General features: G+C 61.1%; 25 protein-coding genes. 18 read left to right on the forward strand and 7 right to left on the reverse strand.

The window, feature by feature from the left end; translation table 11 throughout:
• Positions 1 to 16 precede the first annotated feature (16 nt).
• Positions 17 to 937, forward strand: a complete 921-nt coding sequence (locus ACSQ3G_RS11495) for a DMT family transporter (RefSeq protein ID WP_436110130.1) — start codon at positions 17 to 19, stop codon at positions 935 to 937.
• Here the strand turns inward: ACSQ3G_RS11495 and ACSQ3G_RS11500 are convergent.
• From ACSQ3G_RS11500 to ACSQ3G_RS11520, 5 genes are all read right to left on the reverse strand, one after another.
• Entirely contained in the window at positions 934 to 1,677 is a 744-nt protein-coding gene (locus ACSQ3G_RS11500; RefSeq protein ID WP_436110131.1) for an ABC transporter permease, read from the reverse strand. The genes ACSQ3G_RS11495 and ACSQ3G_RS11500 overlap by 4 nt on opposite strands.
• The gene (locus ACSQ3G_RS11505) at positions 1,674 to 2,612 is read right to left on the reverse strand and encodes an ABC transporter ATP-binding protein (protein WP_436110132.1); all 939 of its coding nucleotides are present in this window, start codon (positions 2,610 to 2,612) and stop codon (positions 1,674 to 1,676) included. The genes ACSQ3G_RS11500 and ACSQ3G_RS11505 overlap by 4 nt, the downstream gene beginning before the upstream one ends.
• A complete protein-coding gene (locus ACSQ3G_RS11510; protein WP_436110133.1) occupies positions 2,609 to 3,775 on the reverse strand; it encodes an ABC transporter permease in 1,167 nt (388 codons plus the stop codon). Before ACSQ3G_RS11510 ends, ACSQ3G_RS11505 begins: the two co-directional genes overlap by 4 nt.
• 93 nt (positions 3,776 to 3,868) lie before the next feature.
• Positions 3,869 to 4,780 (reverse strand): glycine betaine ABC transporter substrate-binding protein OsmF, encoded by a 912-nt coding sequence (gene osmF, locus ACSQ3G_RS11515; protein ID WP_436110134.1) that lies wholly within the window; start codon positions 4,778 to 4,780, stop codon positions 3,869 to 3,871.
• 187 nt (positions 4,781 to 4,967) lie between these two features.
• Positions 4,968 to 5,645, reverse strand: coding sequence for a GntR family transcriptional regulator (locus ACSQ3G_RS11520; RefSeq protein WP_105424160.1), 678 nt, complete (start codon positions 5,643 to 5,645; stop codon positions 4,968 to 4,970).
• A 165-nt stretch (positions 5,646 to 5,810) separates the two neighbouring features.
• Here ACSQ3G_RS11520 and araD point away from each other — a divergent pair, with 165 nt between their 5' ends.
• Positions 5,811 to 7,541: an L-arabinonate dehydratase gene (gene araD, locus ACSQ3G_RS11525; RefSeq protein WP_436110135.1), complete on the forward strand. Its 1,731-nt coding sequence runs from the start codon at positions 5,811 to 5,813 to the stop codon at positions 7,539 to 7,541.
• A 25-nt stretch (positions 7,542 to 7,566) separates the two neighbouring features.
• A complete protein-coding gene (locus ACSQ3G_RS11530) occupies positions 7,567 to 8,292 on the forward strand; it encodes a ribonuclease activity regulator RraA (protein WP_436110136.1) in 726 nt (241 codons plus the stop codon).
• Positions 8,293 to 8,318: 26 nt separating this feature from the next.
• Here ACSQ3G_RS11530 and ACSQ3G_RS11535 read toward each other — a convergent pair whose 3' ends face one another.
• Positions 8,319 to 9,563, reverse strand: a complete 1,245-nt coding sequence (locus ACSQ3G_RS11535; RefSeq protein WP_105438438.1) for an ROK family transcriptional regulator — start codon at positions 9,561 to 9,563, stop codon at positions 8,319 to 8,321.
• A 315-nt stretch (positions 9,564 to 9,878) separates the two neighbouring features.
• On the opposite strand from ACSQ3G_RS11535, the gene ACSQ3G_RS11540 reads away from it, so the two are divergent.
• The 14 genes from ACSQ3G_RS11540 (at position 9,879) to ACSQ3G_RS11605 (ending at position 23,722) form a co-directional block, all read left to right on the forward strand.
• Positions 9,879 to 10,904: a sugar ABC transporter substrate-binding protein gene (locus tag ACSQ3G_RS11540; RefSeq protein ID WP_046603982.1), complete on the forward strand. Its 1,026-nt coding sequence runs from the start codon at positions 9,879 to 9,881 to the stop codon at positions 10,902 to 10,904.
• A 141-nt stretch (positions 10,905 to 11,045) separates the two neighbouring features.
• Positions 11,046 to 12,110 carry an ABC transporter permease gene (locus ACSQ3G_RS11545; RefSeq protein ID WP_046668591.1) on the forward strand — a complete coding sequence of 355 codons (1,065 nt, stop codon included), beginning with the start codon at positions 11,046 to 11,048 and terminating at the stop codon, positions 12,108 to 12,110.
• Between the two features lie 2 nt (positions 12,111 to 12,112).
• On the forward strand, positions 12,113 to 12,892 hold the full coding sequence (locus ACSQ3G_RS11550) for an ATP-binding cassette domain-containing protein (protein WP_046633225.1): 780 nt from the start codon (positions 12,113 to 12,115) through the stop codon (positions 12,890 to 12,892).
• A 707-nt stretch (positions 12,893 to 13,599) separates the two neighbouring features.
• Entirely contained in the window at positions 13,600 to 14,217 is a 618-nt protein-coding gene (locus ACSQ3G_RS11555; protein WP_436110137.1) for an HAD-IA family hydrolase, read from the forward strand.
• Positions 14,218 to 14,234: 17 nt separating this feature from the next.
• On the forward strand, positions 14,235 to 15,305 hold the full coding sequence (locus ACSQ3G_RS11560; protein ID WP_436110138.1) for an ABC transporter ATP-binding protein: 1,071 nt from the start codon (positions 14,235 to 14,237) through the stop codon (positions 15,303 to 15,305).
• 43 nt (positions 15,306 to 15,348) lie between these two features.
• Complete coding sequence (locus tag ACSQ3G_RS11565) at positions 15,349 to 16,587, forward strand: extracellular solute-binding protein (protein ID WP_105400612.1); 1,239 nt, start codon at positions 15,349 to 15,351, stop codon at positions 16,585 to 16,587.
• A gap of 80 nt (positions 16,588 to 16,667) precedes the next feature.
• The gene (locus tag ACSQ3G_RS11570) at positions 16,668 to 17,570 is read left to right on the forward strand and encodes a carbohydrate ABC transporter permease (protein ID WP_436110139.1); all 903 of its coding nucleotides are present in this window, start codon (positions 16,668 to 16,670) and stop codon (positions 17,568 to 17,570) included.
• Positions 17,567 to 18,430: a carbohydrate ABC transporter permease gene (locus tag ACSQ3G_RS11575; protein ID WP_105424153.1), complete on the forward strand. Its 864-nt coding sequence runs from the start codon at positions 17,567 to 17,569 to the stop codon at positions 18,428 to 18,430. The genes ACSQ3G_RS11570 and ACSQ3G_RS11575 overlap by 4 nt, the downstream gene beginning before the upstream one ends.
• Before the next feature lie 176 nt (positions 18,431 to 18,606).
• Complete coding sequence (locus ACSQ3G_RS11580) at positions 18,607 to 18,756, forward strand: hypothetical protein (RefSeq protein ID WP_172723826.1); 150 nt, start codon at positions 18,607 to 18,609, stop codon at positions 18,754 to 18,756.
• A 250-nt stretch (positions 18,757 to 19,006) separates the two neighbouring features.
• Positions 19,007 to 20,947, forward strand: a complete 1,941-nt coding sequence (locus ACSQ3G_RS11585; protein WP_436110140.1) for an AfsR/SARP family transcriptional regulator — start codon at positions 19,007 to 19,009, stop codon at positions 20,945 to 20,947.
• A gap of 94 nt (positions 20,948 to 21,041) precedes the next feature.
• Positions 21,042 to 21,197: a hypothetical protein gene (locus ACSQ3G_RS11590; RefSeq protein WP_172723825.1), complete on the forward strand. Its 156-nt coding sequence runs from the start codon at positions 21,042 to 21,044 to the stop codon at positions 21,195 to 21,197.
• A gap of 271 nt (positions 21,198 to 21,468) precedes the next feature.
• Positions 21,469 to 22,740: a YcaO-like family protein gene (locus ACSQ3G_RS11595; RefSeq protein WP_436110141.1), complete on the forward strand. Its 1,272-nt coding sequence runs from the start codon at positions 21,469 to 21,471 to the stop codon at positions 22,738 to 22,740.
• Positions 22,737 to 23,477, forward strand: a complete 741-nt coding sequence (locus tag ACSQ3G_RS11600; protein WP_105400607.1) for a TfuA-like protein — start codon at positions 22,737 to 22,739, stop codon at positions 23,475 to 23,477. The genes ACSQ3G_RS11595 and ACSQ3G_RS11600 overlap by 4 nt, the downstream gene beginning before the upstream one ends.
• Positions 23,474 to 23,722: a hypothetical protein gene (locus tag ACSQ3G_RS11605; RefSeq protein WP_046633207.1), complete on the forward strand. Its 249-nt coding sequence runs from the start codon at positions 23,474 to 23,476 to the stop codon at positions 23,720 to 23,722. Before ACSQ3G_RS11600 ends, ACSQ3G_RS11605 begins: the two co-directional genes overlap by 4 nt.
• A 15-nt stretch (positions 23,723 to 23,737) precedes the next feature.
• Here the strand turns inward: ACSQ3G_RS11605 and ACSQ3G_RS11610 are convergent, their stop codons facing one another.
• The gene (locus ACSQ3G_RS11610; protein ID WP_046633205.1) at positions 23,738 to 24,166 is read right to left on the reverse strand and encodes a helix-turn-helix domain-containing protein; all 429 of its coding nucleotides are present in this window, start codon (positions 24,164 to 24,166) and stop codon (positions 23,738 to 23,740) included.
• A gap of 364 nt (positions 24,167 to 24,530) precedes the next feature.
• Here ACSQ3G_RS11610 and ACSQ3G_RS11615 point away from each other — a divergent pair, with 364 nt between their 5' ends.
• Positions 24,531 to 25,565 carry an ABC transporter substrate-binding protein gene (locus ACSQ3G_RS11615; RefSeq protein ID WP_436110142.1) on the forward strand — a complete coding sequence of 345 codons (1,035 nt, stop codon included), beginning with the start codon at positions 24,531 to 24,533 and terminating at the stop codon, positions 25,563 to 25,565.
• The last annotated feature ends 11 nt before the right edge of the window (positions 25,566 to 25,576 follow it).

Consider the following 25,576-nt stretch of genomic DNA (forward strand, 5'->3'; position numbering starts at 1 on the left):
GGGGCTCTAAAACATCATGGACAAAAGAGCCTCTTCCGCTTTCGGCAGCAACGCCGTGCTGGCCGGCGTCCTGCTGTTTCTGCTCGGCGCCTTCATGTTTTCGCTCAACGACGCCATGGGCAAATGGCTGGTCGCCAGCTTCTCGGTCGGCCAGGTCCTGGTGATCCGCTCGTTCGGCGCCTTCTTCATCCTTGGTCCGATGATCGCCCGCCAGCCGGTATCGGCCCTATACAAGGTCGAGCGGATGCCGCTCCAAGTGCTGCGCGTGCTGTTCGCCACCGGAGATCTGGCCCTCTTCTACGCCGCCGTCGCCTACCTGCCGCTCGCCGACGTGATGACCTTCTACATGGCAGGACCGATCTATGTGGCGGCCCTTTCGCATTTCCTGCTCGGCGAGCGCATCGGCTGGCGACGCTGGCTTGCCGTCCTCATCGGGTTCGTCGGGGTGGTGATTGCGCTGCGACCTTCTTCCGAAATGCTGGCATGGCCCTCTGTCTTTGGCCTTATTGGCAGCCTGTCCTTCGCGCTCACCCTCGTCCTGAACCGCAGGCTGCGCGCGACGACCGATGCGACACTCGTGACCTGGCAAACGATTGCCGGCCTGATCGCCGGGATATTTCTCAGCATCGGCCACTGGAGCCCGTTCAATACCGGCGAGTTGCTGGCGCTGCTGCTGCTTGGCGTCGTCGCCTGCATCGCCCATCTCCTGATCACCCGCTCATTGAAGCTCGCGCCGGCCTCGGTGCTGGCGCCGCTGCAATATACGCTGCTGGTCTGGGCGGTCATTCTCGGCTGGTTGTTCTTCGGTGACCTGCCGGATGCGCAGACCTGGATCGGCGCCGGCATCATCGTCATCGCCGGGCTGTTCATCTTCCACCGCGGCAGCCTGAAACAGGATGTCGAACCGGTCGTGCCGATCGATTCCAGTCACGGCTAGGCCGCACCCGTCCGGCGGGCGATCATGGCCTCGATCGCCGAGAGCCCATCATAGATCAGCACGGCCAGCGCCCCGACGATCAGCCCGCCCTGCAGCACGAAGGCGAGGTTGTTGGATTGCAGTCCGGCAATGATCACTTCGCCGAGCGTCTTTGCCGCGACCGTCGAACCGATCGTCGCTGTCGCGAGACTGATCACCACCGAAAGCCTGATGCCGGCGACGACCACCGGCAAGGACAGCGGCAACTCGACCTGAATGAGCCGCTGGAAAGGTGTCATGCCGGAACCACGCGCCGCCTCCATCACCGATCGTGGCAGGTTGGTGAGCGCGGTCAGCGTGTTTTCAAAGATCGGCAGAAGCCCATAGAGAAACAGCGCGATCAGCGTTGGCTTCTCGCCGAAACCGACGGCCGGCACGGCAAGCGCCAGAACCGCGACCGGCGGAAACGTCTGGCCGATATTGACGAGGCTCCGGGAAAGCGCCAGGAACTCCGCCCCGAACGGCCGGGTGACGAGGATCGCCAGCAGCACCGCGATGATCGTCGCCGCCAACGTCGCGATCAAGACCGTCCGCAGATGCAGGAGCGTCAGGCTGAGCAGGCTGCCCTGATTGTAGATCGCCGGCGCGTTCGGCTGCACGAGGGGTTTCAGCAGCGGCTCGAAACTGCCCGGCGATAGCAGGAAGACGATCAGCACGAGAAGCAGAAGGCTGCGCAGGACGGTCGGCACCCAAGCCCTCATCGCGGCCTCGCGGCGCGCTTGAGGATCGCATCAAGCGTCACCCGCCCCATCGGAGCGCCGCTCCTGGAGATGACCGGAAGCGCATCCCGGCCGCTCCAGATCAGGTCGGCGAGCGCTTCCTGCTGGCTCCTGTCCTCGCGGATCGGCTCGCCCTCCGCCTCGCCGGGCTCCGCCGCCGCTCCGGTCTTGGCGATCGAAAGCAGCCGGAACGGCCGTTCCGCATCGCCAATCAGCGTCTCGACGAAGGGCGTGGCCGGAGCACGGACGAGTTCGGCAGGCGGCCCGTATTGCACCACCCTGCCCTTGTCCATCACGGCAATCTTGTCAGCGAGATGGAAAGCCTCGTTCATGTCATGGGTGACGAGCACAATCGTCGTGCCGAAATATCTCTGGATCGCCAGCAGGTCCTCCTGCGCCTTGGCCCGGATGATAGGATCGAGCGCCCCGAAGGGCTCGTCCATCAACAACACGTTCGGTTCGGCCGCAAGCGCCCGCGCCACCCCGACGCGCTGCTGCTGGCCGCCGGAAAGTTCGTGCGGATAACGTGGCCCGAACGTCCTCGGCTCGAGTTGGAAGAGCGTCAGCAATTCCTCGACCTTGGCCTCGGTGCGGGCCTTCGTCCAGCCGAGCAGGCCGGGCACCGTCGCAATGTTCTGCGCCACCGTCCGGTGCGGAAAAAGCCCGTGACCCTGGATGGCGTAGCCGATCCGGCGCCGCAGCTCGTAGCCCGGGATGGACCGGTTGTCCTCGCCGTCAAGCCGGATGGCTCCTTCGGTCGCTTCCACCAGCCGATTGATCATCCGGATCAGTGTCGTCTTGCCGGAGCCGGACGTGCCGACGACGACCGTGACGGTGCGCGGCTCGATCACCATCGAGACATTGTCGACGACGGTGATGCCGTCATAGCGCTTGGTGATGGCGTCGATCTCGATCATGCGGATTTGGCTCCGTTGGGAACGCGGGAGTTCATTTCGATCAGCGCGTCAAGGACGACGGCCGAAGCAAAGGCGAGCGCCACCGTCGGCACGGCGCCGAGCAGGACAAGGTCCATCGCTGTCTGGCCGATGCCCTGGAAGACGAAGACGCCGAAACCGCCGCCGCCGATCAGCGCGGCAATCGTCGCCATGCCGATATTCTGGACGAGCACGATGCGGATCGCGGTCAGGATCACCGGCAGCGCGAGCGGGAACTCGATCTTGAGCAGCCGCTGCCGGCCGGTCATGCCGATGCCACGGGCAGCGTCGTTTGCCGCGCGCGGCACGCCCGCAAGCCCGACGACGGTGTTGGCGACGACAGGCAGCAGCGAATAGAGAAACAGAGCGACAAAGGCAGGCGCTCCCCCGATGCCGCGGATGCCGATCGCCGCAGCGCCCGGCACATTGGCGGCGATCCAGCCGAGCGGCGCGATCAACAGGCCGAAAAGCGCGATCGACGGGATGGTCTGGACGAGGTTCAGCGTGTTGAGCACGCCATCCCTCAGCGGTGCCACCCGATGACAGAGGATGCCGAGCGGCAGCCCGACCAGGACTGCGGCAAACAGCGAGCCAAGCGCCAATTCCACATGCTTGCCCGCTTCGACCCAGAAGACATCGGCGCGGCCGGAATATTCCTTCATGATCGACAGCCCGTTCCAGCTTCCCGACATCAGCAGCCCGCCGATCGCCGCCGCGGCCAAGACCAGAAACAGCACCCGCATCGCCGGCGGCGGATCGAGCCGCGTGATCGCATCGGCAGCCAGAAGCGCAAAGGCGAACAGCAGGATCCAGAAGCCGGAGGCGGGTGAGACACGGGCATAGGTATTGCCGGGCGGCGTCAGGAATGTCGCGGCGTATCCGATCGAAAGCGTCAGCGCCGCAAGCGCCGCGACGGCGGCAAGCAGCTTTATCCAGGGTGACGTGCGAAAGAGTGCTGCTGCGGTCGCAAGAACCAGCACGCCGATCAGGCCCCAGCCCGCCCAGCCCGGCAGCGACTGAAGCATCGCCTCCGCCTGGCCCTGTACGATCCGATTGGGCTTGAGCGTCGCAAACGACGCCCAGAGCGCGCCGTAGGCGGCTAGAAGGGCGATGACGATGCCGAGCTTATCGAACTGAACTCTCAAACCGTCCCTGCCTATAAGCAACCTGCGACCGATGAAAAAGCCGGACGCTGGAGCGCCCGGCCCATGTTGACACGAAACCGGTCCGAAAAGGAATTACTTCAGGAAGCCGTTCTTCTTGAGAAAATCCTCGGCAACCGCCTTAGCCGGTTCGCCACCCACCTGCACGCGACCATTGAGGTCCTGCAGCGTGACGAGATCGAGCTTGGCGAAGACAGGCTTCAGCACCGCCTCGATGTTCGGGTTCTTCTTGAGCACCTCTTCGCGGATGATCGGGGTCGGCTGGTAGACCGGCTGGACGCCCTTGTCGTCTTCGAGAACCACAAGCCCGGAAGGCGCGATGCCACCGTCGGTACCGTAGACCATGGCGGCATTGGCATTGTTGGTCTGGTTGGCGGCCGCACCGATGGTTGCCGCCGTATCGCCGCCCGAGAGCGTGATCAGCTGGTCGGGCTTCAGCTTGAAGCCGTAGGTGGTCTGGAAGGCCGGCAAGGCGGCGGCCGAATTGACGAACTCGGAGGAGGCCGCCAGCACGATCTTGCCGCCGCCCGCAACATATTTGCCGAAGTCGGTCAGCGTCTTCAGCTTGTTGGCATCGGCAACGTCCTTGCGCACCGCGATCGCCCAGGTGTTGTTGGCCGAAGACGGCGCCAGCCAGACGATCTTGTTGGCGTCGTAATCGAGCTTCTTGACCGCTTCATAGGCCTTTTTCGGGTCCTTCCAGGCCGGATCGTCGCCCTTCTCGAAGAAGAAGGCGCCGTTGCCGGTATATTCCGGATAGATGTCGATTTCGCCGGCGGTGATCGCCTTGCGCACGACCGGCGTCGCACCGAGCTGGATGCGGTCGGTGGCCTGGATGTTGTTCGCCTTGAGCATGGCAAGGATGATATTGCCCAGCACGCCGCCTTCGGTATCGATCTTGGACGAGACGACGACCTGGGCATTCGCCATGGTGGCCGAAACGCCAAGCGCGAAAGCAATGCCTAAAAGCTTCTTTTTCAAAGACATGACAGAATTTCCCTCCGGATCGCCAGTCACCACCTCGTTTGACTTGGCTTGGAACACATAAAAGCCAACCTTATGTAGGGCGACTTATGGAATGTGCGAGTTCTGGAAGGGCGCGCCGTGCAATATTTTGTGCGGTGCATTTTTACACGCCGATCGACCTAGCTCATAAGATTGGCCGCCGCTGACTTCACGCTTGAGACACGCGGATCAGATGTTTCTCGCCCGAGCGAATGACGTGATCTCGCATCAGGCGCTCGGCAAGATCGGGATCGCGGTCGGCGATCGCATTGGCGATGGCCTCATGCTCCTCGACCGCCAGAAAGCGCTCCCGCTCCTCCGACAGCACGCTGAGACGGGCTGCGTGGGTGTAGATGCTCTGGCCGCCCTGCAGGCGACGAAGATAGCCGCAGCCGGATGCTTCATGGATGACGTTGTGGAAGCGCTCGTTGAGAGCGATGAGCTGCAGCACGTCCACAGTCTTGAGGCCGGCCCGCATCTCGACGATGAGCTCGCGCATCAGGGCCACGTCCTCATCCTTCACCCGCTTGGCGGCCTGGCGAGCAATCATGCTCTCGAGTGCTGCACGCGCCAGCATCATCTCTTCCGCCTGGCCGGCATTGAAGGTGACATAAATCCCGCGGCGAGGCTCCGACCGTACCAGCCCTTCGGCCTCAAGCACGCGCAAAGCCTCCTTCAGCGGTGTCGTGCTTATGCCGAGCTGGCCGGCCAGATGGCGCTCGTTCAGCTTCTCGCCGCTCTTCAGCCTGCCGGAAAGAATGGCATCGCGTACCAGCCCGTAAACGTGGTCGCGCAGGCTTTTCAGAAAAACCGGCGCCACTGGCAGAAGCGCGTTGTCGCTTCCCATCCCGCGTCCTCCACCTTTGTGCCTTTCGCCGATCTAGCACCTGAAATTTGATATATCAATTTAAAACGAGCGTGTTTAAGTTGGCGTCGGGCGGGAGGAGCTCCGTCCCTGGGATCGCAACAGAATCGATCCCGGAACGATGGCAGGATTTCTGGAAGAGCAAGCATGACTAAGGAAGCAGCCGATCTCCGTAGCGCCCGTTGGTTCGCGCCGGATGATCTCCGTTCGTCGGGACACCGCTCCCGCATGATGCAGATGGGGTATGACGAGAAGGATTGGGGCAAGAGGCCGATCATCGCCATCCTCAATACCTGGTCCGACCTCAACGCCTGCCACGCCCATTTCAAGGATCGCGTCGAACACGTGAAGCGCGGCGTGCTTCAGGCCGGCGGCTTCCCGGTAGAACTGCCGGTCCAGTCGCTCTCCGAAAGCGCGCTGAAGCCGACATCGATGCTCTATCGCAACTTCCTCGCCATGGAGGCTGAGGAACTTTTGCGCGCCCATCCGGTCGACGGGGCAGTGCTGATGGGCGGCTGCGACAAGACCACCCCTGCCCTCGTCATGGGCGCCATCAGCGCCGGTTTCCCGATGATCTTCCTGCCCGCCGGCCCGATGCTGCGCGGCAATTACAAGGGCGAATGGCTGGGCTCCGGCTCGGACGCCTGGAAATACTGGGACGAACGCCGCGCCGGAACGATTTCCGAAGAACAATGGACCGGCGTCGAGGAAGGCATTGCCCGCTCCTACGGCCATTGCATGACCTTCGGCACCGCAAGCACCATGACCGCCATCGCCGAAGCGCTCGGCCTTACCCTCCCCGGTGCCAGTTCCATTCCCGCGGCCGACGTCAACCACATACGGATGAGCACCCGTTGCGGCCGGCGGATCGTCGAAATGGTCTGGGACGAGTTGACGCCTGACAAGATCATCACGGCGGATGCAGTCCACAATGCGACGACGGTCGCTATGGCGACCGGCTGTTCCACCAACGCCGTTGTCCATCTGCTGTCGATGGCCCGCCGCGCCGGCGTGCCATTGACGCTGGACGATCTGGACCAGGCGGGACGCACGACGCCTGTTGTCGCCAACATCCGTCCATCCGGCGACAAATATCTGATGGAAGACTTCTATTACGCCGGAGGCCTGCGCGCCCTGATGTCGGAGATCAAGGATCTCCTGAAACTCGACGCCATGACCGTCAGCGGCTTCCCGCTCGGCGAGACGCTGAAAGGCGCCGAAGTCTACAACAGCGACGTCATCCGCCCTTTGTCGAACCCGATCTATCATGAGGGATCGCTCGCGGTCCTCAAGGGCAACCTCGCGCCGGACGGCTGCGTTATGAAGCCTTCCGCCTGCGAACCGCGGCTGCGGGTCCACGAAGGCCCTGCCCTGGTCTTCGACAGTTATCCGGAAATGAAGGCGATGATCGACCGAGAGGACCTCGACGTCACCGCCGACCACGTGCTGATTCTGCGCAACGCCGGACCCAAAGGCGGCCCCGGCATGCCGGAATGGGGCATGCTGCCGATCCCGAAGAAGATCCTGAAACAGGGGTTTCGCGACATGCTGCGCATTTCCGACGCCCGTATGTCCGGCACGAGCTACGGCGCCTGCATCCTGCACGTGGCGCCTGAAGCTCATATCGGCGGCCCGCTGTCGCTGGTGCGCACCGGCGACATCATCCGCGTCGACCTGCCGAACCGCTCGATCGACATGCTGGTGGACGAAGCCACGCTCGCCAGGCGCCGCGCCGAGTGGGTGGCGCCTGCCGACAAATACGGACGCGGCTACGGCTGGATGTTTACCAAGCACATCAAGCAGGCCAACGAAGGCTGCGACTTCGACTTCCTCGAACGGGAATTCGGCGCCGCCGCCGGCGAGCCCGAGATCTTCTGACCCGACATTTCTTTGAGTGGACCCTATGACCGATTACATTCTTTCCGACGCCACACGCCAGAAATACGAGGGCGTCAGCTGCGCGACGATCTGCACTGCGCTCTTCAAGCGCGGCCTGCGCAACCAGTTCATCCAGGATGTCCGGCCGCTTTCCCAAAAGCCTAAAAACATGGTCGGCCAGGCCTTCACGTTGCGCTACATCCCGGCGCGCGAAGACCTGAACCCGCTCTCGGTGTTTCAGAACCCGGAGCATCCGCAGCGCGCCGCTGTCGAGCAGTGCCCACCCGGCCATGTCATGGTCATGGACAGCCGCAAGGATCCCCGCGCGGCCTCCGCAGGCTCTATCCTCGTATCGCGCCTGATGGTGCGCGGTGTCGCCGGGGTCGTCACCGACGGCGGTTTTCGCGATAGCCCCGAGATCGCCGAACTCGGCATCCGCGCCTACCACAACCGCCCCTCCGCCCCGACCAACCTCACCCTGCACCAGGCACTCGACATCAACGTGCCCATCGGCTGCGGCGACGTCGCGGTCTGGCCGGGCGACGTGGTGGTCGGCGACAACGAGGGAGTGGTCATCATCCCGGCGCAGATCGCCGACGAAATTGCCGATGAGGTGATCGAAATGACTGCGTTTGAGGATTTCGTGACCGAGGAAGTCCTGAACGGCCGCTCGATCATCGGCCTCTACCCGGCGACGAAGGAAGAGAGCAAAGCCGACTTCGCCCGTTGGCGTCAGGCCAAGGGCCGCTGAGGCGACCTCTGGCCGATATCCAACCGCTATGAACCTGCCGCCGTTTCGCGCAGGTCCTTGAAAAGCACGTTCTGGTCGGAGAGATATTTTGCAAAGATCGGCAGGCTGGCCCCGCCGATCGCCCGCGCCTGGGAGCCGACCATTCCCTCGATGATATCGGGGATGATGACGCCCTGAAGGTCGAGCCGCGTCACGGCTTCGATAGTCGAGGCGACGATCCGTTGCCTGACCCAGGCCGGAAAACCGCCGTCGATCACGGCCGCGCCGAAATCGATGATCGAGGCTGCCGCAACGATCGCCTGGGCAAGCGCGTCCGCGGTTTGCCGGATCCACAGATCGAGCGGCTCCCCGAAATCGATCCAGTCGTCGGCGGAATACCAGAGCGGTTGCGGATCGACGTTCCGCTCCTTTAGGAGATTCTCGAGAACGAAGATCGAGGCGATGTCGAGCAACTGGCGTGTCTCGCCATCGCCGCTGCGCACGGGAAGCGGCCCGACAGCGCCCGCGGTCCCGGTCCGTCCGGAAAAGATCGCCGAATTCAGAACGATCCCGCCGCCGATGAACGATCCGATGAAGAAATATACGAAATCCGGATAGGAGGGGCCAACGCCGAACACCAGTTCTGCACCGCAGGCGCTTGTCGCGTCGTTCTGCAGGTAGACCGCGTGCGGGACCTTGGCTGCGATTTCCGCCTGCAGATCGAACCCGCGCCAGACCTCCATCGCCCCTTGCGGCGCGCCCACCTCCTCGGCCCAGTTCCAGAGTTCGAATGGCGCAGCGATGCCGATCCCGGCGATGCGGCCGCGCTGCACCTCGTTCAGCTGGCCTTCGAGCCGCGCAATGCCGGATGTAATGATCTCGATGATCTTTCCGGGAAGCGGATAGGCGTAGGATTCGTGATATTGCAGCCGGATGCGCCCGACGAAATCCATCAGGACCAGGTCGGCGCTACGCCGGCCGATCTTCACGCCGAACGAATAGACCGCGTCCGGATTGAGACGCATCGGCACCGAAGGCTGCCCAACACGGCCACGCACCGGTTCACCGCGCAACAGAAGGCCGTCCTTTTCGAGCGCCCGCATGATGACCGAGACGGTCTGGGCCGAAAGCCCACTGCGCCGGGTGATGTCCGCCTTCGACATGGAGCCGTTCAGCCGCACCAGCGAAAGCACGAGCCGCTCGTTATAAGCCCTCACCCGCACCTGATTTGAGCCGCCGGTGAAATTGCCCAGCAGCGCATGGCCTTGCGCCACGCTATCTGAAACTGACATGGCTCTTCCTCCCAGAAGCGTGGAATCGACGGAAGCACCTCATTCGGGAATGAAGGGTATCCCTCTGATATCCCGAGTTAAACCCCAAGGCACACCGCACACAGATCGCCAGATTCTGAACCTCCACTTCGGCAAACTATGGCACGAGAAATAAATAATTCAATCGGAATTAATTATTGACAGGCTATTTCAACTCGTTCTTAATTAGGGTGTAAGGGCACAGGACGGCTTGGAGGAGACGCCTGTCGAACTCGGTGGCACCGGTGTCCGAACGTTGGTCCGCATGGCGGACAGTCTTAACTCTGGGAGGAGACCATGAAGAAATCCGTATTGTCCGCCGCATTCGGCGCCCTTGTCCTGGGCGTTGCGTTTTCCGCCCCCGCGGAGGCCGCAGGCGTATCCGCCTGCCTGATCACCAAGACCGACACCAACCCCTTCTTCGTCAAGATGAAGGAAGGTGCGACGGCCAAGGCCAAGGAACTCGGCGTGACGCTGAAATCCTATGCCGGCAAGATCGACGGTGACAGCGAAAGCCAGGTTGCCGCCATCGAAAGCTGCGTCGCCGACGGCGCCAAGGGCATTCTGATCACCGCATCCGACACCAAGGGCATCGTGCCGACCGTCAAGAAGGCCCGCGACGCCGGCGTTCTGGTCATCGCGCTCGACACCCCGCTCGATCCGATCAGTGCCGCCGATGCCACGTTCGCGACCGACAACCTTCTCGCCGGCAAGCTGATCGGCCAGTGGGCAAAGGAAACCATGGGCGACAAGGCCAAGGATGCCAAGGTCGGCTTCCTTGACCTGACCCCGGATCAGCCGACGGTCGACGTGCTGCGCGACCAGGGCTTCATGATCGGCTTTGGCATCGATCCCAAGAACCCGGACAAGATCGGCGACGAAACCGACAAGCGCATCGTTGGCCACGACGTGACTAACGGCAACGAGGAAGGCGGCCGCAAGGCCATGGAAAACCTTCTCCAGAAGAATTCTGGCATCAACGTCATCCACACGATCAACGAGCCCTCTGCCGTCGGCGCCTACCAGGCCCTGAAGGCTGTCGGCATGGAAAAGAACGTGTTGATCGTCTCGGTGGACGGCGGTTGCCCGGGTGTCAAGTCGGTCAAGGAAGGCGTGATCGGCGCCACCTCGCAGCAATATCCGCTGCTGATGGCATCGCTCGGCATTGAAGCGATCAAGAAGTTCGCCGACACCAAGGAAAAGCCGAAGCCGACCGAAGGCAAGTCCTTCTTCGACACCGGCGTTGCGCTCGTCACCGACAAGCCGGTCCCCGGCGTCAAGTCGATCGACGTCAAGGAAGGTACGGCCAAGTGCTGGGGTTGATCCTCACCATTTAGCCCATCCCGGCCGGGGTTGATATCCCCGGCCATTTTCGACCAATGATACACCGCTGGGAAACAACCGGCGAAGACCGGTCAAACTCAACGGACGGTTCCTGCGCATTCGGCGCGCGGAGGAGGAAACATGAGCGAAACCCAGGAATTCGAGCGTGTTCTCGACGGCAGCGACAAGAGCGTTGCCTCGTTCGAGAGCCAGGACGTCTCTCTCTTAAAACGCGCGCAGCATTTTCTGCACTCGACACCCGCTGCCGTGCCGCTGATCGTGCTGATCCTGTCCATCATCATCTTCGGCGTCGCCATCGGCGGGCGGTTCTTCTCGTCCTACACTCTGACGCTGATCCTCCAGCAGATTGCGGTGGTCGGCATTCTCGGCGCTGCCCAGACGCTGATCATCCTCACCGCCGGCATCGATCTCTCGATCGGGGTGGTGATGGTGATATCGGCTGTCATCATGGGCAATTTCGCCGTGACCTACGGCATGCCCACCGGCATCGCGATCCTCGTCGGCCTGATCACCGGCGGCGCCTGCGGCTTTTTCAACGGGTTCCTCGTTGCGGTCATGCGGCTGCCGCCGTTCATCGTGACGCTCGGCTCCTGGAATATCATCATGGCGACGAATTTCATCTATTCCGCCAACGAGACGATCCGCGACACCGACGTGGACGAAAAGGCCCCGCTCCTCCATCTCTTCGCGCTCAATTTCAGGATCGGCAGCGCCATCCTGACGCTCGGCGTCATCGCCATGGTCCTGCTCGTGGCGGTGCTCTGGTACATCCTCAACCATACGGCCTGGGGAAGGCATGTCTACGCCGTCGGTGACGACCCGGAAGCTGCAAAACTCTCCGGCATCCAGACCCGCAAGGTTCTGCTCAGCGTCTATACGATCGCGGGGGTCATCGCCGCCTTCGCCGCCTGGGTATCGATCGGCCGCAACGGCTCGATCTCGCCTTCCTCGGCAGTGACCGACTTCAACCTTCAAGCGATCACCGCCACGGTGATCGGCGGCATCTCGCTGTTCGGCGGCCGCGGTTCCATCCTCGGCACGCTGTTCGGCGCCATGCTCGTCGGCGTCATGTCGATGGGGCTCAACATGCTCGGGGCCGATCCCCAATGGAAAGTCATGCTGACCGGCTGGCTCATCATCGCCGCCGTCGCAATCGATCAGTGGATCAGAAAGGTCTCGGTGTAATCATGAGCGTCGAACCCATTCTCACAGCCCGCGGCCTGGTCAAGCGTTACGGACGCGTCACTGCTCTCGATAACGCCGACTTCGATCTCTACCCCGGCGAAATCCTCGCCGTCATCGGCGACAACGGCGCCGGCAAGTCCTCGCTGATCAAGGCGATCTCCGGCGCGGTACGGCCTGATGAGGGCGAAATCACGCTCGAAGGCCGGCCGGTGCATTTCAAGTCGCCGCTGGAAGCCCGCGACGCGGGCATCGAAACCGTCTACCAGAACCTCGCGCTCTCCCCCGCCCTCTCGATCGCCGACAACATGTTTCTCGGTCGCGAAATCCGCAAGCGGGGCGTGCTCGGACAGTGGTTCCGCATGCTCGACCGGCCGACGATGGAAAAGCAGGCGCGAGACAAGCTCACGGAACTCGGGCTGATGACGATCCAGAACATCAACCAGGCCGTCGAGACCCTGTCGGGCGGCCAGCGCCAGGGCGTCGCCGTGGCACGTGCCGCAGCGTTCGGCTCCAAGGTCATCATTCTCGACGAACCAACCGCCGCGCTCGGCGTCAAGGAAAGCCGGAAAGTTCTGGAGCTCATCCTCGACGTGCGCTCGCGCGGCATCCCGATCGTGCTCATCTCGCACAACATGCCACATGTGTTCGAAGTGGCCGACCGCATCCATATTCATCGGCTTGGACGACGGCTGACCGTGATCGATCCGAAGGAATACACGATGTCCGATGCGGTCGCCTTCATGACTGGCGCCAAGGCCCCCGCCCAGCCCGTCGCGGCGTAACGGTCGCCCCGATCAAGCTCTTGTCGGAGCTGCCCTCCGATCGCCTGTTCCAAGAGATACAGGCGATCGGGTAACTCACGATAATATCCCGTCGCCCTCTCCCACCGCAGCCTGCTCGCGGGAGAGGACGACTGCATTGTGCTGCGGACCCTGAGAAGCAGGCGCTCCCCCTGGCCGGCTAGACTGCACTGGTCCGGGCACGGCTATAGGCATTCTCAACCACGACATCTGCACGAACACCAGGCGACCTTCCTGCCGGTAATATCCGAGCAGCGCGCGTCCTCAACACAATCAACCTCCTGCCATTCTTGAATGCATCGAAGGATGACGCCGATCACCCGGACGATATCGGTCTTCCCCGCCGGTCGTTCGATCGGCGACCCGCGTGACCAAAACGATTACGATAGAAAATTCCCAGCAGTGAAAACAAGACGAATTTTATATTCCATTATGCTTCGCGACATTGCTGTCGCCGGATGACCGGCCCACCCGCAAATCAGGCGTATTTCTAAGGCCTTATCGCCTGTAGCTCATTACATCCCGCACCAATCCCCATAGTAGATCCGCCATCGAAATGAAGCGAAGGCGGCACCAGCCTGTTGAAAACATTCGATACGAATAAAAAATTCCATACTTAATTGACAGGACGGAATTATCTAATAGGTTGTTAACACTTAAGGGGTGGGGAGTGGTGCTGGAACCGGCTCATGAAGAAACGCGAAAAACTCTTCATTTTTGATATTGGCGGAGTATTCGTGAAGCTCGATCCGGCTTCCCGCGACCGCGCGGTATCGAAGGCCGGCGATGCGGGCCCGTCCATGCGGTACGGCGACGTTCCGGAAGCGATCTTCCGCGATTTCCGCCTTGGGCGGTCCACGGAAGTCGACTACGTGCAGGCGCTGACCAGGGTATTCGATGTGCCGCACGAAAGAATCTACGAAGCCGAGCATGCCTATGTTGCCGAAGGTTTTCATGAGTTCATCGAGTTTGTCCGCAGGCTCCGGGAAAACCATCGCGTCGTTTGCCTCAGCAACAATCAGGCGATCCATTGGCGCCATATCAGCGAGAACCTTCTGGGCGCCGGTTATTTCGACAGAGAATACCTTTCCCATGAAATGGGCCTTGAGAAACCGGACCGCGTGATTTTTGAGGCAGTATCGCAGGCGGAGGGATGTTCGGAAAAGGACGTCTTCTTCATCGACGACATAGAGGAAAATGTTTTGTCGGCTCGCGAAGTCGGATGGCAGCATTGCATCGTCCATCGCGATTCGGTTGAAACGGCTAAATTGCTCATGGCGCTTGCCGCCGAGCAGACCCTGAATTGACGAGTACGGAGTTTCGAATGGCTCGAATGACCCTCAGCGGCATCAAGAAAAGCTTCAAATCCGTCGACGTGCTGCACGGGATCGACCTCGAGATTTCCGACAGGGAGTTCGTCGTTTTCGTCGGCCCGTCGGGATGTGGGAAATCCACGCTGCTGCGATTGATCGCCGGCCTCGACACGATCAGCTCGGGTGAGTTTCACGTCGACGACCGTCGGATGAACGACGTCGCCCCGTCACGCCGCGGCATCGCCATGGTCTTCCAGTCCTACGCTCTCTATCCGCATATGGATGTCTACGAGAACATGGCCTTTGGCGCACGGCTGATGGGCCTCGAAAAGGACGAAGTCGAAAAGCGCATCGACGAAGCCTCCAAGATGCTGCGGCTGGACCCGCTGTTGAAACGCAAGCCCCGCGAGCTTTCCGGCGGCCAGCGTCAGCGCGTCGCGATCGGCCGCGCGCTGGTCAGAAAGCCTAAAGTCCTGCTTCTCGACGAGCCGCTTTCCAACTTGGATGCGGCGCTTCGTTCCGACGTGCGCCTGGAAATCGCAAGGCTCCACCGGGAAATCGGCGGCACCACCATCTACGTCACCCACGACCAGGTCGAAGCCATGACGCTTGCCGACCGCATCGTCGTCATGAACAATGGCAACGTGGAGCAGTTCGGCAGCCCGCGAGAACTCTACGAGAGGCCGGCGAACACGTTCGTCGCGACCTTCATCGGCTCGCCGCGCATGTCGCTTCTCGATGTCGAGCGAAACGGCAATCATCTCGCGCTCGCCGGATCAGGTGCGGTCATCGCCTCCCGCCTCCCCCATTCCGACGAACGGGATCTGGTCATCGGCGTCCGGCCGGATGCGATGACGATCTCCACGGACGGGAATACCGAGGGCTTCAAGGGCAGCGTCGTCTACACCGAATATCTGGGCGAGAACACGTATGTATATGTCCGCCTCGGCGACGGCACGCTGGTCGGCATCCGGTCCTCGGCCTCGGTCGACCTGCCTCCTGACACGCCGGTCGTCATCACGGTCGCTTCCGAGCAAATCCACTATTTCAGCCGCGCAACGAGGGAGAGGTTGGCGGCCTGAGAGCACTTTTCGTCTCCTATAAATACCAAGAGGATGGAACCAGATGAAAAAGCTAGTTAGCAGCACGATAATAGCGCTGGGGGCCCTGGCGACGGCTTTGCCGGCAATGGCGCAGGAATTGACCTTCTGGAGCTGGCGCCAGGAAGATAAGGCCCAGTACCAGAAATTTATCTCCGCTTTCGAGACGAAGAACCCGGGCATCACCGTCAAGTTCGAGACGTTCGAAGCGACGAACTACAACACCATCCTGTCGACCGCCCTTGCCGGCGGTTCGGGACCGGATCTGATGTTTGCCCGTGCCTATGGCGGCCTGGAAAACGTCGCGAACGCCGGTTATCTGCTGCCGCTCGACAAGACCAACGTTCCCGCGCTTGAGAAATTCGCACCGGCCGCCGTCGCCGCTGAAACCGCCCGCTCGAGCAAGATCACCTACGCGGTGCCCTTCGCCAGCCAGACGATGCTGGTGATCTATAACAAGGACATCTTCGACAAGAACGGTCTGAAGGAGCCGGAAACCTTTGACGAGCTCGTCAAGGCTTCCGAAAAGCTGAAGGCAGCCGGCATTATGCCGTTCGGCAACGGCACTGCGACGGCCTGGCAGAACGAGGTCATGGTCGGCGGCATCGCCTCCACCGTGATGGGCCGGGGCTTCTATGACGATCTGATGGCCGGCAAAGCCGATTTCACAGACAAGCGTTACATCGAGGCGCTGACCAAGCTCAAGGAAATCACCAAATATTTCCCTGACGGCTTTATCGGTCTCGACTACGCTTCATCGCAGCAGCTCTTCGCATCCGGCATGGCCGGCATGTTCGTCGGTGGCTCCTATGAGCTTTCGAACTTCAAGAAGCAGAACCCCGCGATCAAAATGGGCATCTTTGCGATGCCGGGCCTGAAGGCCGGTGACGAAAAGCTGGTCGCCCAATATTTCGATGGTGGTTATGCGGTCAACGCCAAGACCACCAAGAAGGAGGCAGCGCTGAAGTTCGTCAACTTCCTCGCCAGCCAGGAATTCGGCCAGATGTTCGCCGACGACCTGAACAATATCTCGGCTGTGCCGGGCGTAAACTTCAAGGAACCGCTGCTGGGTGAAGTCGCCGAACTCAACAAGCACTCCATCCCCTACATCATGCTGGTGCATTTCCGGTACGGTGAACCGTCCGGTTCCGTCCTGCTGCAGGGCGAAATCCAGAAGCTGTTCGGCGGCAAGGCGACCCCGGAAGAGGTCGGCAAGAACCTGACGACCGGCCTCGCCGCCTGGTACGCACCGTTCAAGAAATAATCGAAAGGGGGAGCGGCCGGACAGCGGCCGCTCCCCATATCTTCCAACCAAAGAGAATTGTGATGCCCGGATCGCCTCTCATGGCGCGACGTCTATGGATCACGGCGCTGATCGTGCCGCCGCTCGCCTTCGTCGCCCTGTTCGTCGTCTATCCCATCATCTCCGCATTTGCTTATGCCTTCTTCCAATGGCACGGGTTGGCGCGGGGCGAGTTCGTCGGCTTCGCAAATTTCTACAGGGTCCTGTTCACACAGCCCTATGCGGACTGGACGTTGAATGCATTCACGCACAACGTGCTGGTTTTCTTCGCGCTGATGGTGTTGCAGAACGGCGTCGGTTTCGTGCTCGCCTACTGCCTGTGGCGCGAACTCCCGGGCGCTGCCTTCCATCGGATCGCAGTTTTCCTTCCGGTCGTACTGTCGACCATCATCGTCGGTTTCCTCTGGAAACTCTTTCTGCACCCGCTTTTCGGGGTCGTGAACATCTCGCTGCGCGGCACTGGCCTCGGTGGACTTGCCCAGCCCTGGCTCGGTCAGGGTGCGACGGCGCTCTGGGCACTGATCATCGCCAATGCCTGGCACATGGTCGGCTTCCCGACCCTCGTTTTCCTCGCCGGGATGCAGCGAATCCCCAGCGAAATCCTGGATGCTGTGCGCATGGAGACCGAAAGCGAATGGGTGAAGATCCGCAAGGTCGTCTGGCCGCTGGTGGCGCCCAGCGCAACCGTCGTCTTCACGCTGCTTTTCGTCGGCTCGTTCAACTGGTTCGAACTGCCTTATATCATGGTCGGCGTCGACGGCTCGCCACATAAGGCGACGGACGTCCTCGGCCTCTATTTCTATCGCACCGCCTTCGGTGACCAATCCGGCTCGGGCCAGGATTTTGGCGCCGGCAGCGCGCTTGCCGTACTGATCTTCGTCTTCATCGCCCTTGTCGCCGGCGTCATCACCTTCAAGCTGCGGGCCAGGGAAATTCAATTATGAGCACCGCTTCGCAAAGCTATTACGATCGGCGCGGCATGCTCGCCACGCTTGGCAAGGATGGGCTGATCCAGATCATCCTGATCCTGAACACGGTGGTGATGCTCGCTCCCATCGTCATCATGCTGTTTGCGGCGTTCAAGACGAATGCGCAGATCTTCCAGTCGCCATTCTCAATCCCGGATTTTTCCAACCTCGCCAACATCACCAAGATCTGGAGCCAGACCAACTTCCTGCGCTATCTCCTGAATTCGGTGATCGTCACCGGTGCGTCGATGGTCGTGATCCTGACGCTCGGGACGATGGCGGCCTATGCCGTCGGTCGCTACAAGTTCCGGGGCTCGAGCTTCGTGCTGATGTTCTTCCTGGCCGGGCTGACGCTTCCCCTGAAGCTCGCGATCATCCCGCTCTTCATCCTGATGCGCGATCTCGGCATCCTCAATACCCAGCTGTCGCTGATCGTCATCTATGTGGCGATGGGCCTGCCGACCACCGTCTTCATCATGACCGGCTTCATCGCCACGCTCCCGAACGAACTCGAGGACGCGGCCCGCATGGACGGTGCCAGCGAACCGCGGATCATGTGGTCTATCATGCTGCCGCTGGTCAGGCCGGCCATGGTGATCGCCGGCATCCAGAACGTCGTGCCGATCTGGAACGACTTCTTCTTCCCCCTGATCTTCATCCAGAAGGACAACCTGAAGACCCTGCCGCAGGGCCTGACGACCTTCATGGGCGAATATACGACCGATTGGGGCGTGTTGTTTGCGGGACTCCTGCTGTCCTCGGCTCCGATCATCATCGTCTACATCATCCTGTCGCGCCAGTTCATCAACGGCATGACGGCGGGCGCGGTGAAGTAGGCCGGCAAAGGACCGCGCCGGAATGACCTGTGAACGGAGGGATTGCAGAGAGTATGGTAAGTTGATGCGGATCGACGTGCTGTTATGCCCGTCTCGGACGCTGATCGCACCCGCAACACCACAAAACAATCGCAACCCCATAGCGGTTCAAGACGTTCAGCGGTAAAAGCAGATCCATGAACGACAACATCATCAAATTCCGACGCCCGGAACCGCCACCGCGAGAGCCAAACCCGCTGCTGCGCAAGTTGGCGGTCGTTGCAGCCGTGATCGTGTGCCTTGTTCTCGCCTGGGCGTATTTCCAATTCCTTGGAAACCCGACGTAATACCGGTTTCCTGGCTGAACCGGCGCCTGCATCCTGGACACCCTGTTTGCGGTATTGCTTTCGGCGCGCCACCTTCAACCGGAAGAGGGGAAATAGGAACGCGATTCGACCACGGCGATAAATGCCGCTTTGACGAAGCTCGCTATAGCTGTATCCTACTGGTCCAGCAGTCTCAAGAAATGCATGTACATATAGTTCCCTTAACGATACACATTTCTGACAACAACTCGTAGTTCCGAACAACAACATAATGCTCGAAAATACGACGCTCAAAATCCGGTTGCTCGGTCGCCCCTCACTTGAGTTGGACGGCGCGAGCATCGCGTTGCCGGAAAAAGCGTATTTTCTCTTTGCCGTCGTTGCGATGGCACCCAGATTGACGGTCGACCGCGAAACGATACGGCGGCTTCTCTGGCCTTCCCACGACGCGGAGAAGCGTGCAAACAGCCTGCGTCAGCTTTTGGCACGCATCGCCAAGGCTGTCGGTCCTGATGCCCCGGCCATCCTTGTCACCGACGAAGAAGCGCTGAGGCTTGATTGCGATCGGTCCGACATCGATCTCCTCGCCCTGATGGAGCCCGGCCCTCTAAAGGAAGAGGACTGGGACCTTGTTCGAGGCGAACTGCTCGAAGCCGTGGAGGCTCCGACCGGCGGCGCGGAAGACTGGTTGTTGGACGCACGGCGCAAGGTCGGTGACTGGCGATCGAGCCACATCGAAAGCCTGCTGGCGATATCGTCCCATCAGCAGTCCCCGTCATTGCCCCTGCTTGCCAACCGCCTGATCGAACTGGATGCCTCCCATGAGGGCGCCGCGCGAGCGTTGATGAAGTATCATGTCGCCCATGGTGACTTCGCCGCCGCCCGCCAGGCCTATAGCCGATGCAGGGACCAGCTCAGGGCCGATTACGGTACGCCGCCGACACCGGAGACGATTGGGCTCGCCCACGAACTCGGCATCCTCAGCCGCCCCGGCTCCGACCGCACGCCCGAAGCGGAGCAACGCCCGAAGGGTGTCATGCCGGCACAGCCGCGCGTGGTGATCCTTCCGCCTGAGACCATCGTCCAGGATGCGCTGGTCCAGCGTCTCGGCAGGGCTCTTTTGGAAGACGTCACGATCGGCCTCAGCCATCAGCGTGTCTTCAAGATCATCGCCGCCCATACGAGCTTTGAACTGCTCAATCGATCCGCCAATCCAAATCAGGGCCAATCGGCCCTCAGTGATCTTCAGTTCGACTATTCCGTGTTCGTGACGATCCAGGGCGAAGGCGACGAGATTTTTGCGACCTGCAGGCTGACGAGGGTCGGCACCGGCGAGGTGCTCTGGGCCATCAACCTGCCGCTCGACGTCCAGCAGATGAGAGCGTCGTTCAGCCAGCTGGCGCGGCGTATTTCCATGTCGCTGACCGATGTCATCGAACGGCATGAAATCGCCAGGTCGCTCGATGACGTCGATCCCTCCGCCTACCGCCTCTATCTCGAAGGAAAGCGCTATCTGTCCGGCACGGACCTGCAGCATCTGCGCCAGGCGCGCAAATGGTTCAAATCGGCGGTCAAGCGGTGTGACAGTTTTTCGCCGGCGCATGCCGGAATTTCACGGTCGCTCGGCATGGAATGGCTGGTTCGCGGCATGAAGGACAACGAGTTGCTGGATGTGGCCAATCAATCCGCCCGCGCATCCCGCGATCTCGATCCCGGCAGCGGCCGCGCCTTCCGCGAACTGGGCTTCATCTCGCTTTATCGTCGGCGTTTCGATGAAAGCCTGGATCTTTTTCAGGAGGCTCAGAACCTCAATCCGAGCGATGCGGACGTGTTGGTCGATTATTCGGACGCGCTGTCGCATGCGGGCGACCTGGACAAGGCTCTCGATCTCGGGCTCGCGGCCTTCAAGCTGAACCCGCTGCCGCCGGATCATTACTACTGGATCCTCGGCTCCACCTATTACGTGCGTCAGGAATACTCGAAGGCGATCGACACAATCGACCCGGTCCGCAGCAAGCACGCCACCGCGCGGCTGCTTGCCGCCAGTCACGCGATGGCTGGCGACATGCCCGCCGCGCGTAAATATGCCGCGATCGTCAGGGAAAATTTTCCGGACTTCCGCAGCGAGGACATCCGTTACTTCGTGCCGGACCGCAACCCGGCCCATGCCGAGCTTCTCATTCATGGCCTTCGGCTCGCCGGCCTGCCGTAAACAGGCGTGAAAATGCCTGTCACGCTGGAATAACACCCGATGTGGTCCTTTCTCGATGCACGCAGCACACGCTGCCTATTAGCGGAGAGAAAGCATGGAAACGAAGTTCAAGAACTCCAAGCCGGTTGAAACCACTGCCTCTGCCCCGACGCTGCGGTTTTCCGCCGCTGCCGAAGCCGTACTCGGCGGCCGGACCGAAATTGCGCCGAACGCGCTCTCTCAGGTCACGCATGCCATGAGATATCAGTAATGAGCCTGGAAGCCCAAGGGGCCGACGGCTGCCTTGGGCTTGACCACCAGCCGCCAAGCAAAAGATCGTTCAAGTAGCCACACAAGCCCCCTAAACAAGCCTGTCACGCCCAAGTCACGGTGCCTTTGGTTTCTTCTGCACTAGAGACCCTTGGAGAGGACGATTCGACGGCATGAGTTCGGCACCGCAACCGCTTTTGCAGACCCGGCAGTCGCCCGCCCAATCTCGTTCGAGGTCAGGGTCCTTCGAAATTCGGCCGCCGGAAATGATGATGCAGATCCAGTCATCGACACAGACGATCCAGACATTCGCAGCCTCCCTGACGCAGCGGGAGCAGGGTTTCAGCACGTATCATGACCGGCGCGTTTCGCCGGCGGAAACCTTCGACGCGATCAGCCCGTTTTTCCGGGATCTCGGCATCACCCGGGTCGGCTTCCTGACCGGCCTCGACCGGGTCGGCATTCCCGTCGCCTTTGCGACGCGGCCGAACAGCCACACTCTGTCCGTCTTCCAGGGCAAAGGCGTCGATGCCGATGCGGCGCGCACCTCGGCCGCCATGGAGGCCCTGGAGACGCGGGTCGCGGAAATCGAACCAACATCGCTCACCTGGGCGACCGTCAACGACGTTGCGGGCTCCGCAGCGGGGATGATCGACCTTCATTCGACCGCACGATGCGTGCCCTCCGAAATCGGCGATGGCCAGATACCCTGGGTCACCGGTCTCGACATCCTCTCCGGCAATCAGGTCATGGTGCCCTGGTGGCTCGCCGGGATGGACCACCGGGGCGAGCGGCCAGCCGGGTTCGAGCAGTCCAGCGATGGCCTTGCTTCCGGAAACACCCATGCCGAGGCGCTCCTGCACGGGCTGTGCGAACTCGTCGAGCGAGACGCCTGGACCCTTGTCCAGCTCAAATCCGAACAGGAATTGAATGCCTGCCTCGTCGATCCGGCCAGCGTCGAGGATGCAGTGCTCGACCTCATGGTGCGCCGCCTTCGCAACGCGGGCATACAGCTCCTCCTCCTCGACATGACGACGGATCTCCAGGTTCCGGCATTCCTGGCCGTGCTGATCCCGGACTCCACGGCCAAGCGCTCAGACCCGCGCTGGAGCCAGATTTGCGGCGGCTGCGGCTGCCATCCCGATCCGGTACGCGCAATGCTGCGTGCCATCACCGAGGCCGCGCAGAGCCGCCTGACTGCGATTGCCGGCAGCCGCGACGACTTTTCGCCACGGATCTATCAGCATATGCGGGGGGACAACGCTCTCAGCCGCCTGGTTGCCCTGTCGTCGCTGGACAGGCGCCCGGTCCAGTATCGCGAGCTTGACGCAACCCGCCACTCCATCAACGGCACGATCGATCACATACTCGCCCGTCTCAGGCTGGCCGGCATCAGGCAGGTCGTTGCGGTTCCCATGCAGGATGCCGGGCTCCCTGTTTCGGTCGTCCGCGTCGTCGTTCCCGGCTTGGAAGTTGAACTTTCAGGCCAATATTTGCAGCTCGGTATCCGCGCTGCAAACGCCATAAGGAGGTCACGGCATTGAAAGTCGTTTTTGTCGGACCAAGTCTCGGGTCTTCGACCCGCCAGATGAAGCAACGATTTCCCTCGTTGACCTTCCGCGGGCCTGCGGCGCGCGGCGATATTCTGAAGGCGGTAGAGGACGGCGCCAAGGCGATCGCGCTGATCGACGGTTATTTCGGCGAGTCCGCCTCCGTATGGCACAAGGAGATTCTTTATGCGCTGAGCTGCGATGTCTCCGTCGGCGGCGGCTCGAGCATGGGAGCGTTGCGCGCTGCCGAATGCGAGGCATTCGGAATGGTCGGCATCGGCAGGATATATTCCGATTATGCCGCCGGCCGGTTGATCGACGACGAAGCTGTCGCACTGATCCATGGCCCCGAGGAGCTCGGCTGGATGCCTCTCTCGGTGCCGCGCGTCGACTACGAGGCGACAATCCGCAAGCTTGGGCGGATGGGGCTCATCTCAGCTGCCGAGCGGGAGAGATTTTTCCTCGCCGCCAATTTCATGCACTACACCGAGCGGACCTATCAGGCCATTCTTGAACGATGCGATTTCAACGATCCTCAGCGCAGTGCAGTGATCCTTCACGACATCAAACGCCACCAGGTGGAATTGAAGCGTGAGGATGCGAGAGCCGTCCTCGTCTGGCTAAACGGCATCAGCAGCTCCAACAAACACTCCAAATGGACGTTCGCACAGACCGCCCATTGGGAAAAACTGCGCGACGAGGTCGACTCGGCGCAAGGATCCATGAAATGATTGATCTCGCAAATGACGTCGCCAGCGACGAATACGCCCGCCTGTTCCGCATGCTTTCTGCGGTCAACAAGGAAGCGGAATCCCTTCAGCTCTCCACGGTCGTCCACCTGACGAACATGGCACTCCTTCAACTCTCGCTCGATTGGGAGGGCGTCAGCCCCGAAAACGAGAGGAGCGTGAAACTGAATGCGATATTCCGCCACAAGACCAAGCTGGCCCTCGACGACGATGGCCCCAGGCCTTAAACCGTCAGGGACCGATCACTGGGCCGGTTGTCTTTCGATCTCGGCGAAAAGCGCTTCCGCCTCGAATTCCTTCGTGGCAACCGCTTGAACCAGTTCCAGGATGCGTTTGCGCAGAACCGGCTTCGTAATGCTCATGAATGCCATGCTCATCAGCAGCGCTTCATGCGTGAAATCGAATTGCGGGTCTTCGAGCTGATTGTCGTTCGACGGCTCGACCGTCGGGATGCGGTCGAAGAACGCCACCATCTCGACCTTCAGCGCAGTTGCGATCTCCACCAGCTTGCCGACTGCAATCCGGTTGATGCCGTTTTCATATTTCTGAAGCTGCTGAGACGTGATGCCCACGTGGTGGGCGAGTTGCGGCTGGGTAAGCTTTTTCTCTCGCCTGTAGAGGCGGATCCGCTTTCCAACCTCTCTGTCGGCGGCATTCGGTGCTTTGCTCACTGCAGGACCATCTCTCCGGCGCTAGGATACATAGGTGTTATTTGTATCCTATCATCGATAGGTTGCCGAGTACCTTTCAAGAATTTTCTATCTTGAGTGGATAATTAAGTAAACGTCCGCCAGGAATCAGGCCTTCGCGAAGTCTTCGGCCCTATATCGAGGCTTCGGCTCGGGCGATATACTTGACGATTGCCAATTCGATGGAATCGCCACGAGTCTGGCGTTGCCTTTTCGGCAACCAAATATGCGAATTATTGTTCTTTATTAGAACGCCACATTGCGCCATCCTCTCCTCAATCCGGCAGCTGAGACCGGCGACGTCAAGCGAAAATGTATCAGGCCAAAAGGCCAACAGGGGAACGCTATGTCTCATTTCACACTGAATCGCCGCCGCTTTATCTCCAATGCCGCGGCCTTGGGCGGCCTTGCCGCCACCTCCAGCTTCCTCGGCATTCGGGCCGGCAACGCCAAGGACGTGGCCAAAGTGCGCATGCAGCTCGGCTGGCTTGCCTCGAACGGCGTGCTCGGCGAAGTCGCCGCCATGAAGAAGGGTTTTTTCCAGGAACAGGGCATCGAGCTTGAAATCGTCCCCGGCGGACCGAGCGTCGACGGCGTCGCGGGCGTCGCATCGGGCCAGTCCGCGACCGGCCAGATTTCCTCCAGTCCATCCGTGATGCTGGCGCGTTCGGCTGGCTTGCCGGTCAAGGCCTTCCTGTCCGGCTACCAGAAGCATCCGTTCACCTATTTCTCGCTGAAGAACAAGGCGATCAAGACCCCGAAAGACATGATCGGCAAGACGATCGCCACCCAGCCGACCGCCTTCATCCTGCTGCGCGCGCTTCTCGCCCAGAACGGCATCGCCGAGGACCAGGTGAAGATGGTCAATATGGGTTCGGACATGAACCAGTTGATCACCGGCCAGGCCGATGCGGTCACCGGGTGGCTCACCAATGTCAACGCTCTCGATGTGCTCGGCGACAACCGCGTCGACATGATGCTCTGGGACAGCGGCCTTCAGCTTTATGCCAACGTCTACTACACGACCGACGACCAGATCGCCAAACATTCCGATGTTCTCGAACGTTTCACCCGCGCCGCCGCCAAGGGCTGGGGTTTCGTCCGCAACAACCAGAAGGAAGCAGTCGAGATGCTTTGCGAGGCCTATCCGATCCTCGACAAGGCAAGCGAAATGAAGGCCGTAGTCCCGTGCGTCGACTTCTCCTTCGGCGCCACCACCAAGGCATCGGGCTGGGGTACCATGTCGCGTGAAAACTGGGCGGCGCAGATCAAGGCCTATGCCGATCTCAAGCAGTTCAAGGGAACGGTTCCGACGGTCGACGACGTCGCGAACTTCTCCATCCTCGAAGCCACCAGCGACATCCGCAAACAGGTGGGGTGATAGTCATGCCA

Origin of the sequence: Neorhizobium tomejilense (genome assembly GCF_964254135.1) — a bacterium.
Taxonomy (GTDB): Bacteria; Pseudomonadota; Alphaproteobacteria; order Rhizobiales; family Rhizobiaceae; genus Neorhizobium; species Neorhizobium tomejilense.

What these genes read in the sequence shown, in the direction of transcription:
- ACSQ3G_RS11495 (WP_436110130.1), top strand. Translation starts at nt 17, where the DNA reads ATGGACAAAAGAGCCTCTTCCGCTTTCGGCAGCAACGCCGTGCTGGCC.
- ACSQ3G_RS11500 (WP_436110131.1), bottom strand. Translation starts at nt 1,677, where the DNA reads ATGAGGGCTTGGGTGCCGACCGTCCTGCGCAGCCTTCTGCTTCTCGTG.
- ACSQ3G_RS11505 (WP_436110132.1), bottom strand. Translation starts at nt 2,612, where the DNA reads ATGATCGAGATCGACGCCATCACCAAGCGCTATGACGGCATCACCGTC.
- osmF (WP_436110134.1), bottom strand. Translation starts at nt 4,780, where the DNA reads ATGTCTTTGAAAAAGAAGCTTTTAGGCATTGCTTTCGCGCTTGGCGTT.
- ACSQ3G_RS11520 (WP_105424160.1), bottom strand. Translation starts at nt 5,645, where the DNA reads ATGGGAAGCGACAACGCGCTTCTGCCAGTGGCGCCGGTTTTTCTGAAA.
- araD (WP_436110135.1), top strand. Translation starts at nt 5,811, where the DNA reads ATGACTAAGGAAGCAGCCGATCTCCGTAGCGCCCGTTGGTTCGCGCCG.
- ACSQ3G_RS11530 (WP_436110136.1), top strand. Translation starts at nt 7,567, where the DNA reads ATGACCGATTACATTCTTTCCGACGCCACACGCCAGAAATACGAGGGC.
- ACSQ3G_RS11535 (WP_105438438.1), bottom strand. Translation starts at nt 9,563, where the DNA reads ATGTCAGTTTCAGATAGCGTGGCGCAAGGCCATGCGCTGCTGGGCAAT.
- ACSQ3G_RS11540 (WP_046603982.1), top strand. Translation starts at nt 9,879, where the DNA reads ATGAAGAAATCCGTATTGTCCGCCGCATTCGGCGCCCTTGTCCTGGGC.
- ACSQ3G_RS11545 (WP_046668591.1), top strand. Translation starts at nt 11,046, where the DNA reads ATGAGCGAAACCCAGGAATTCGAGCGTGTTCTCGACGGCAGCGACAAG.
- ACSQ3G_RS11550 (WP_046633225.1), top strand. Translation starts at nt 12,113, where the DNA reads ATGAGCGTCGAACCCATTCTCACAGCCCGCGGCCTGGTCAAGCGTTAC.
- ACSQ3G_RS11555 (WP_436110137.1), top strand. Translation starts at nt 13,600, where the DNA reads ATGAAGAAACGCGAAAAACTCTTCATTTTTGATATTGGCGGAGTATTC.
- ACSQ3G_RS11560 (WP_436110138.1), top strand. Translation starts at nt 14,235, where the DNA reads ATGGCTCGAATGACCCTCAGCGGCATCAAGAAAAGCTTCAAATCCGTC.
- ACSQ3G_RS11565 (WP_105400612.1), top strand. Translation starts at nt 15,349, where the DNA reads ATGAAAAAGCTAGTTAGCAGCACGATAATAGCGCTGGGGGCCCTGGCG.
- ACSQ3G_RS11570 (WP_436110139.1), top strand. Translation starts at nt 16,668, where the DNA reads ATGGCGCGACGTCTATGGATCACGGCGCTGATCGTGCCGCCGCTCGCC.
- ACSQ3G_RS11575 (WP_105424153.1), top strand. Translation starts at nt 17,567, where the DNA reads ATGAGCACCGCTTCGCAAAGCTATTACGATCGGCGCGGCATGCTCGCC.
- ACSQ3G_RS11580 (WP_172723826.1), top strand. Translation starts at nt 18,607, where the DNA reads ATGAACGACAACATCATCAAATTCCGACGCCCGGAACCGCCACCGCGA.
- ACSQ3G_RS11585 (WP_436110140.1), top strand. Translation starts at nt 19,007, where the DNA reads ATGCTCGAAAATACGACGCTCAAAATCCGGTTGCTCGGTCGCCCCTCA.
- ACSQ3G_RS11590 (WP_172723825.1), top strand. Translation starts at nt 21,042, where the DNA reads ATGGAAACGAAGTTCAAGAACTCCAAGCCGGTTGAAACCACTGCCTCT.
- ACSQ3G_RS11595 (WP_436110141.1), top strand. Translation starts at nt 21,469, where the DNA reads ATGCAGATCCAGTCATCGACACAGACGATCCAGACATTCGCAGCCTCC.
- ACSQ3G_RS11605 (WP_046633207.1), top strand. Translation starts at nt 23,474, where the DNA reads ATGATTGATCTCGCAAATGACGTCGCCAGCGACGAATACGCCCGCCTG.
- ACSQ3G_RS11615 (WP_436110142.1), top strand. Translation starts at nt 24,531, where the DNA reads ATGTCTCATTTCACACTGAATCGCCGCCGCTTTATCTCCAATGCCGCG.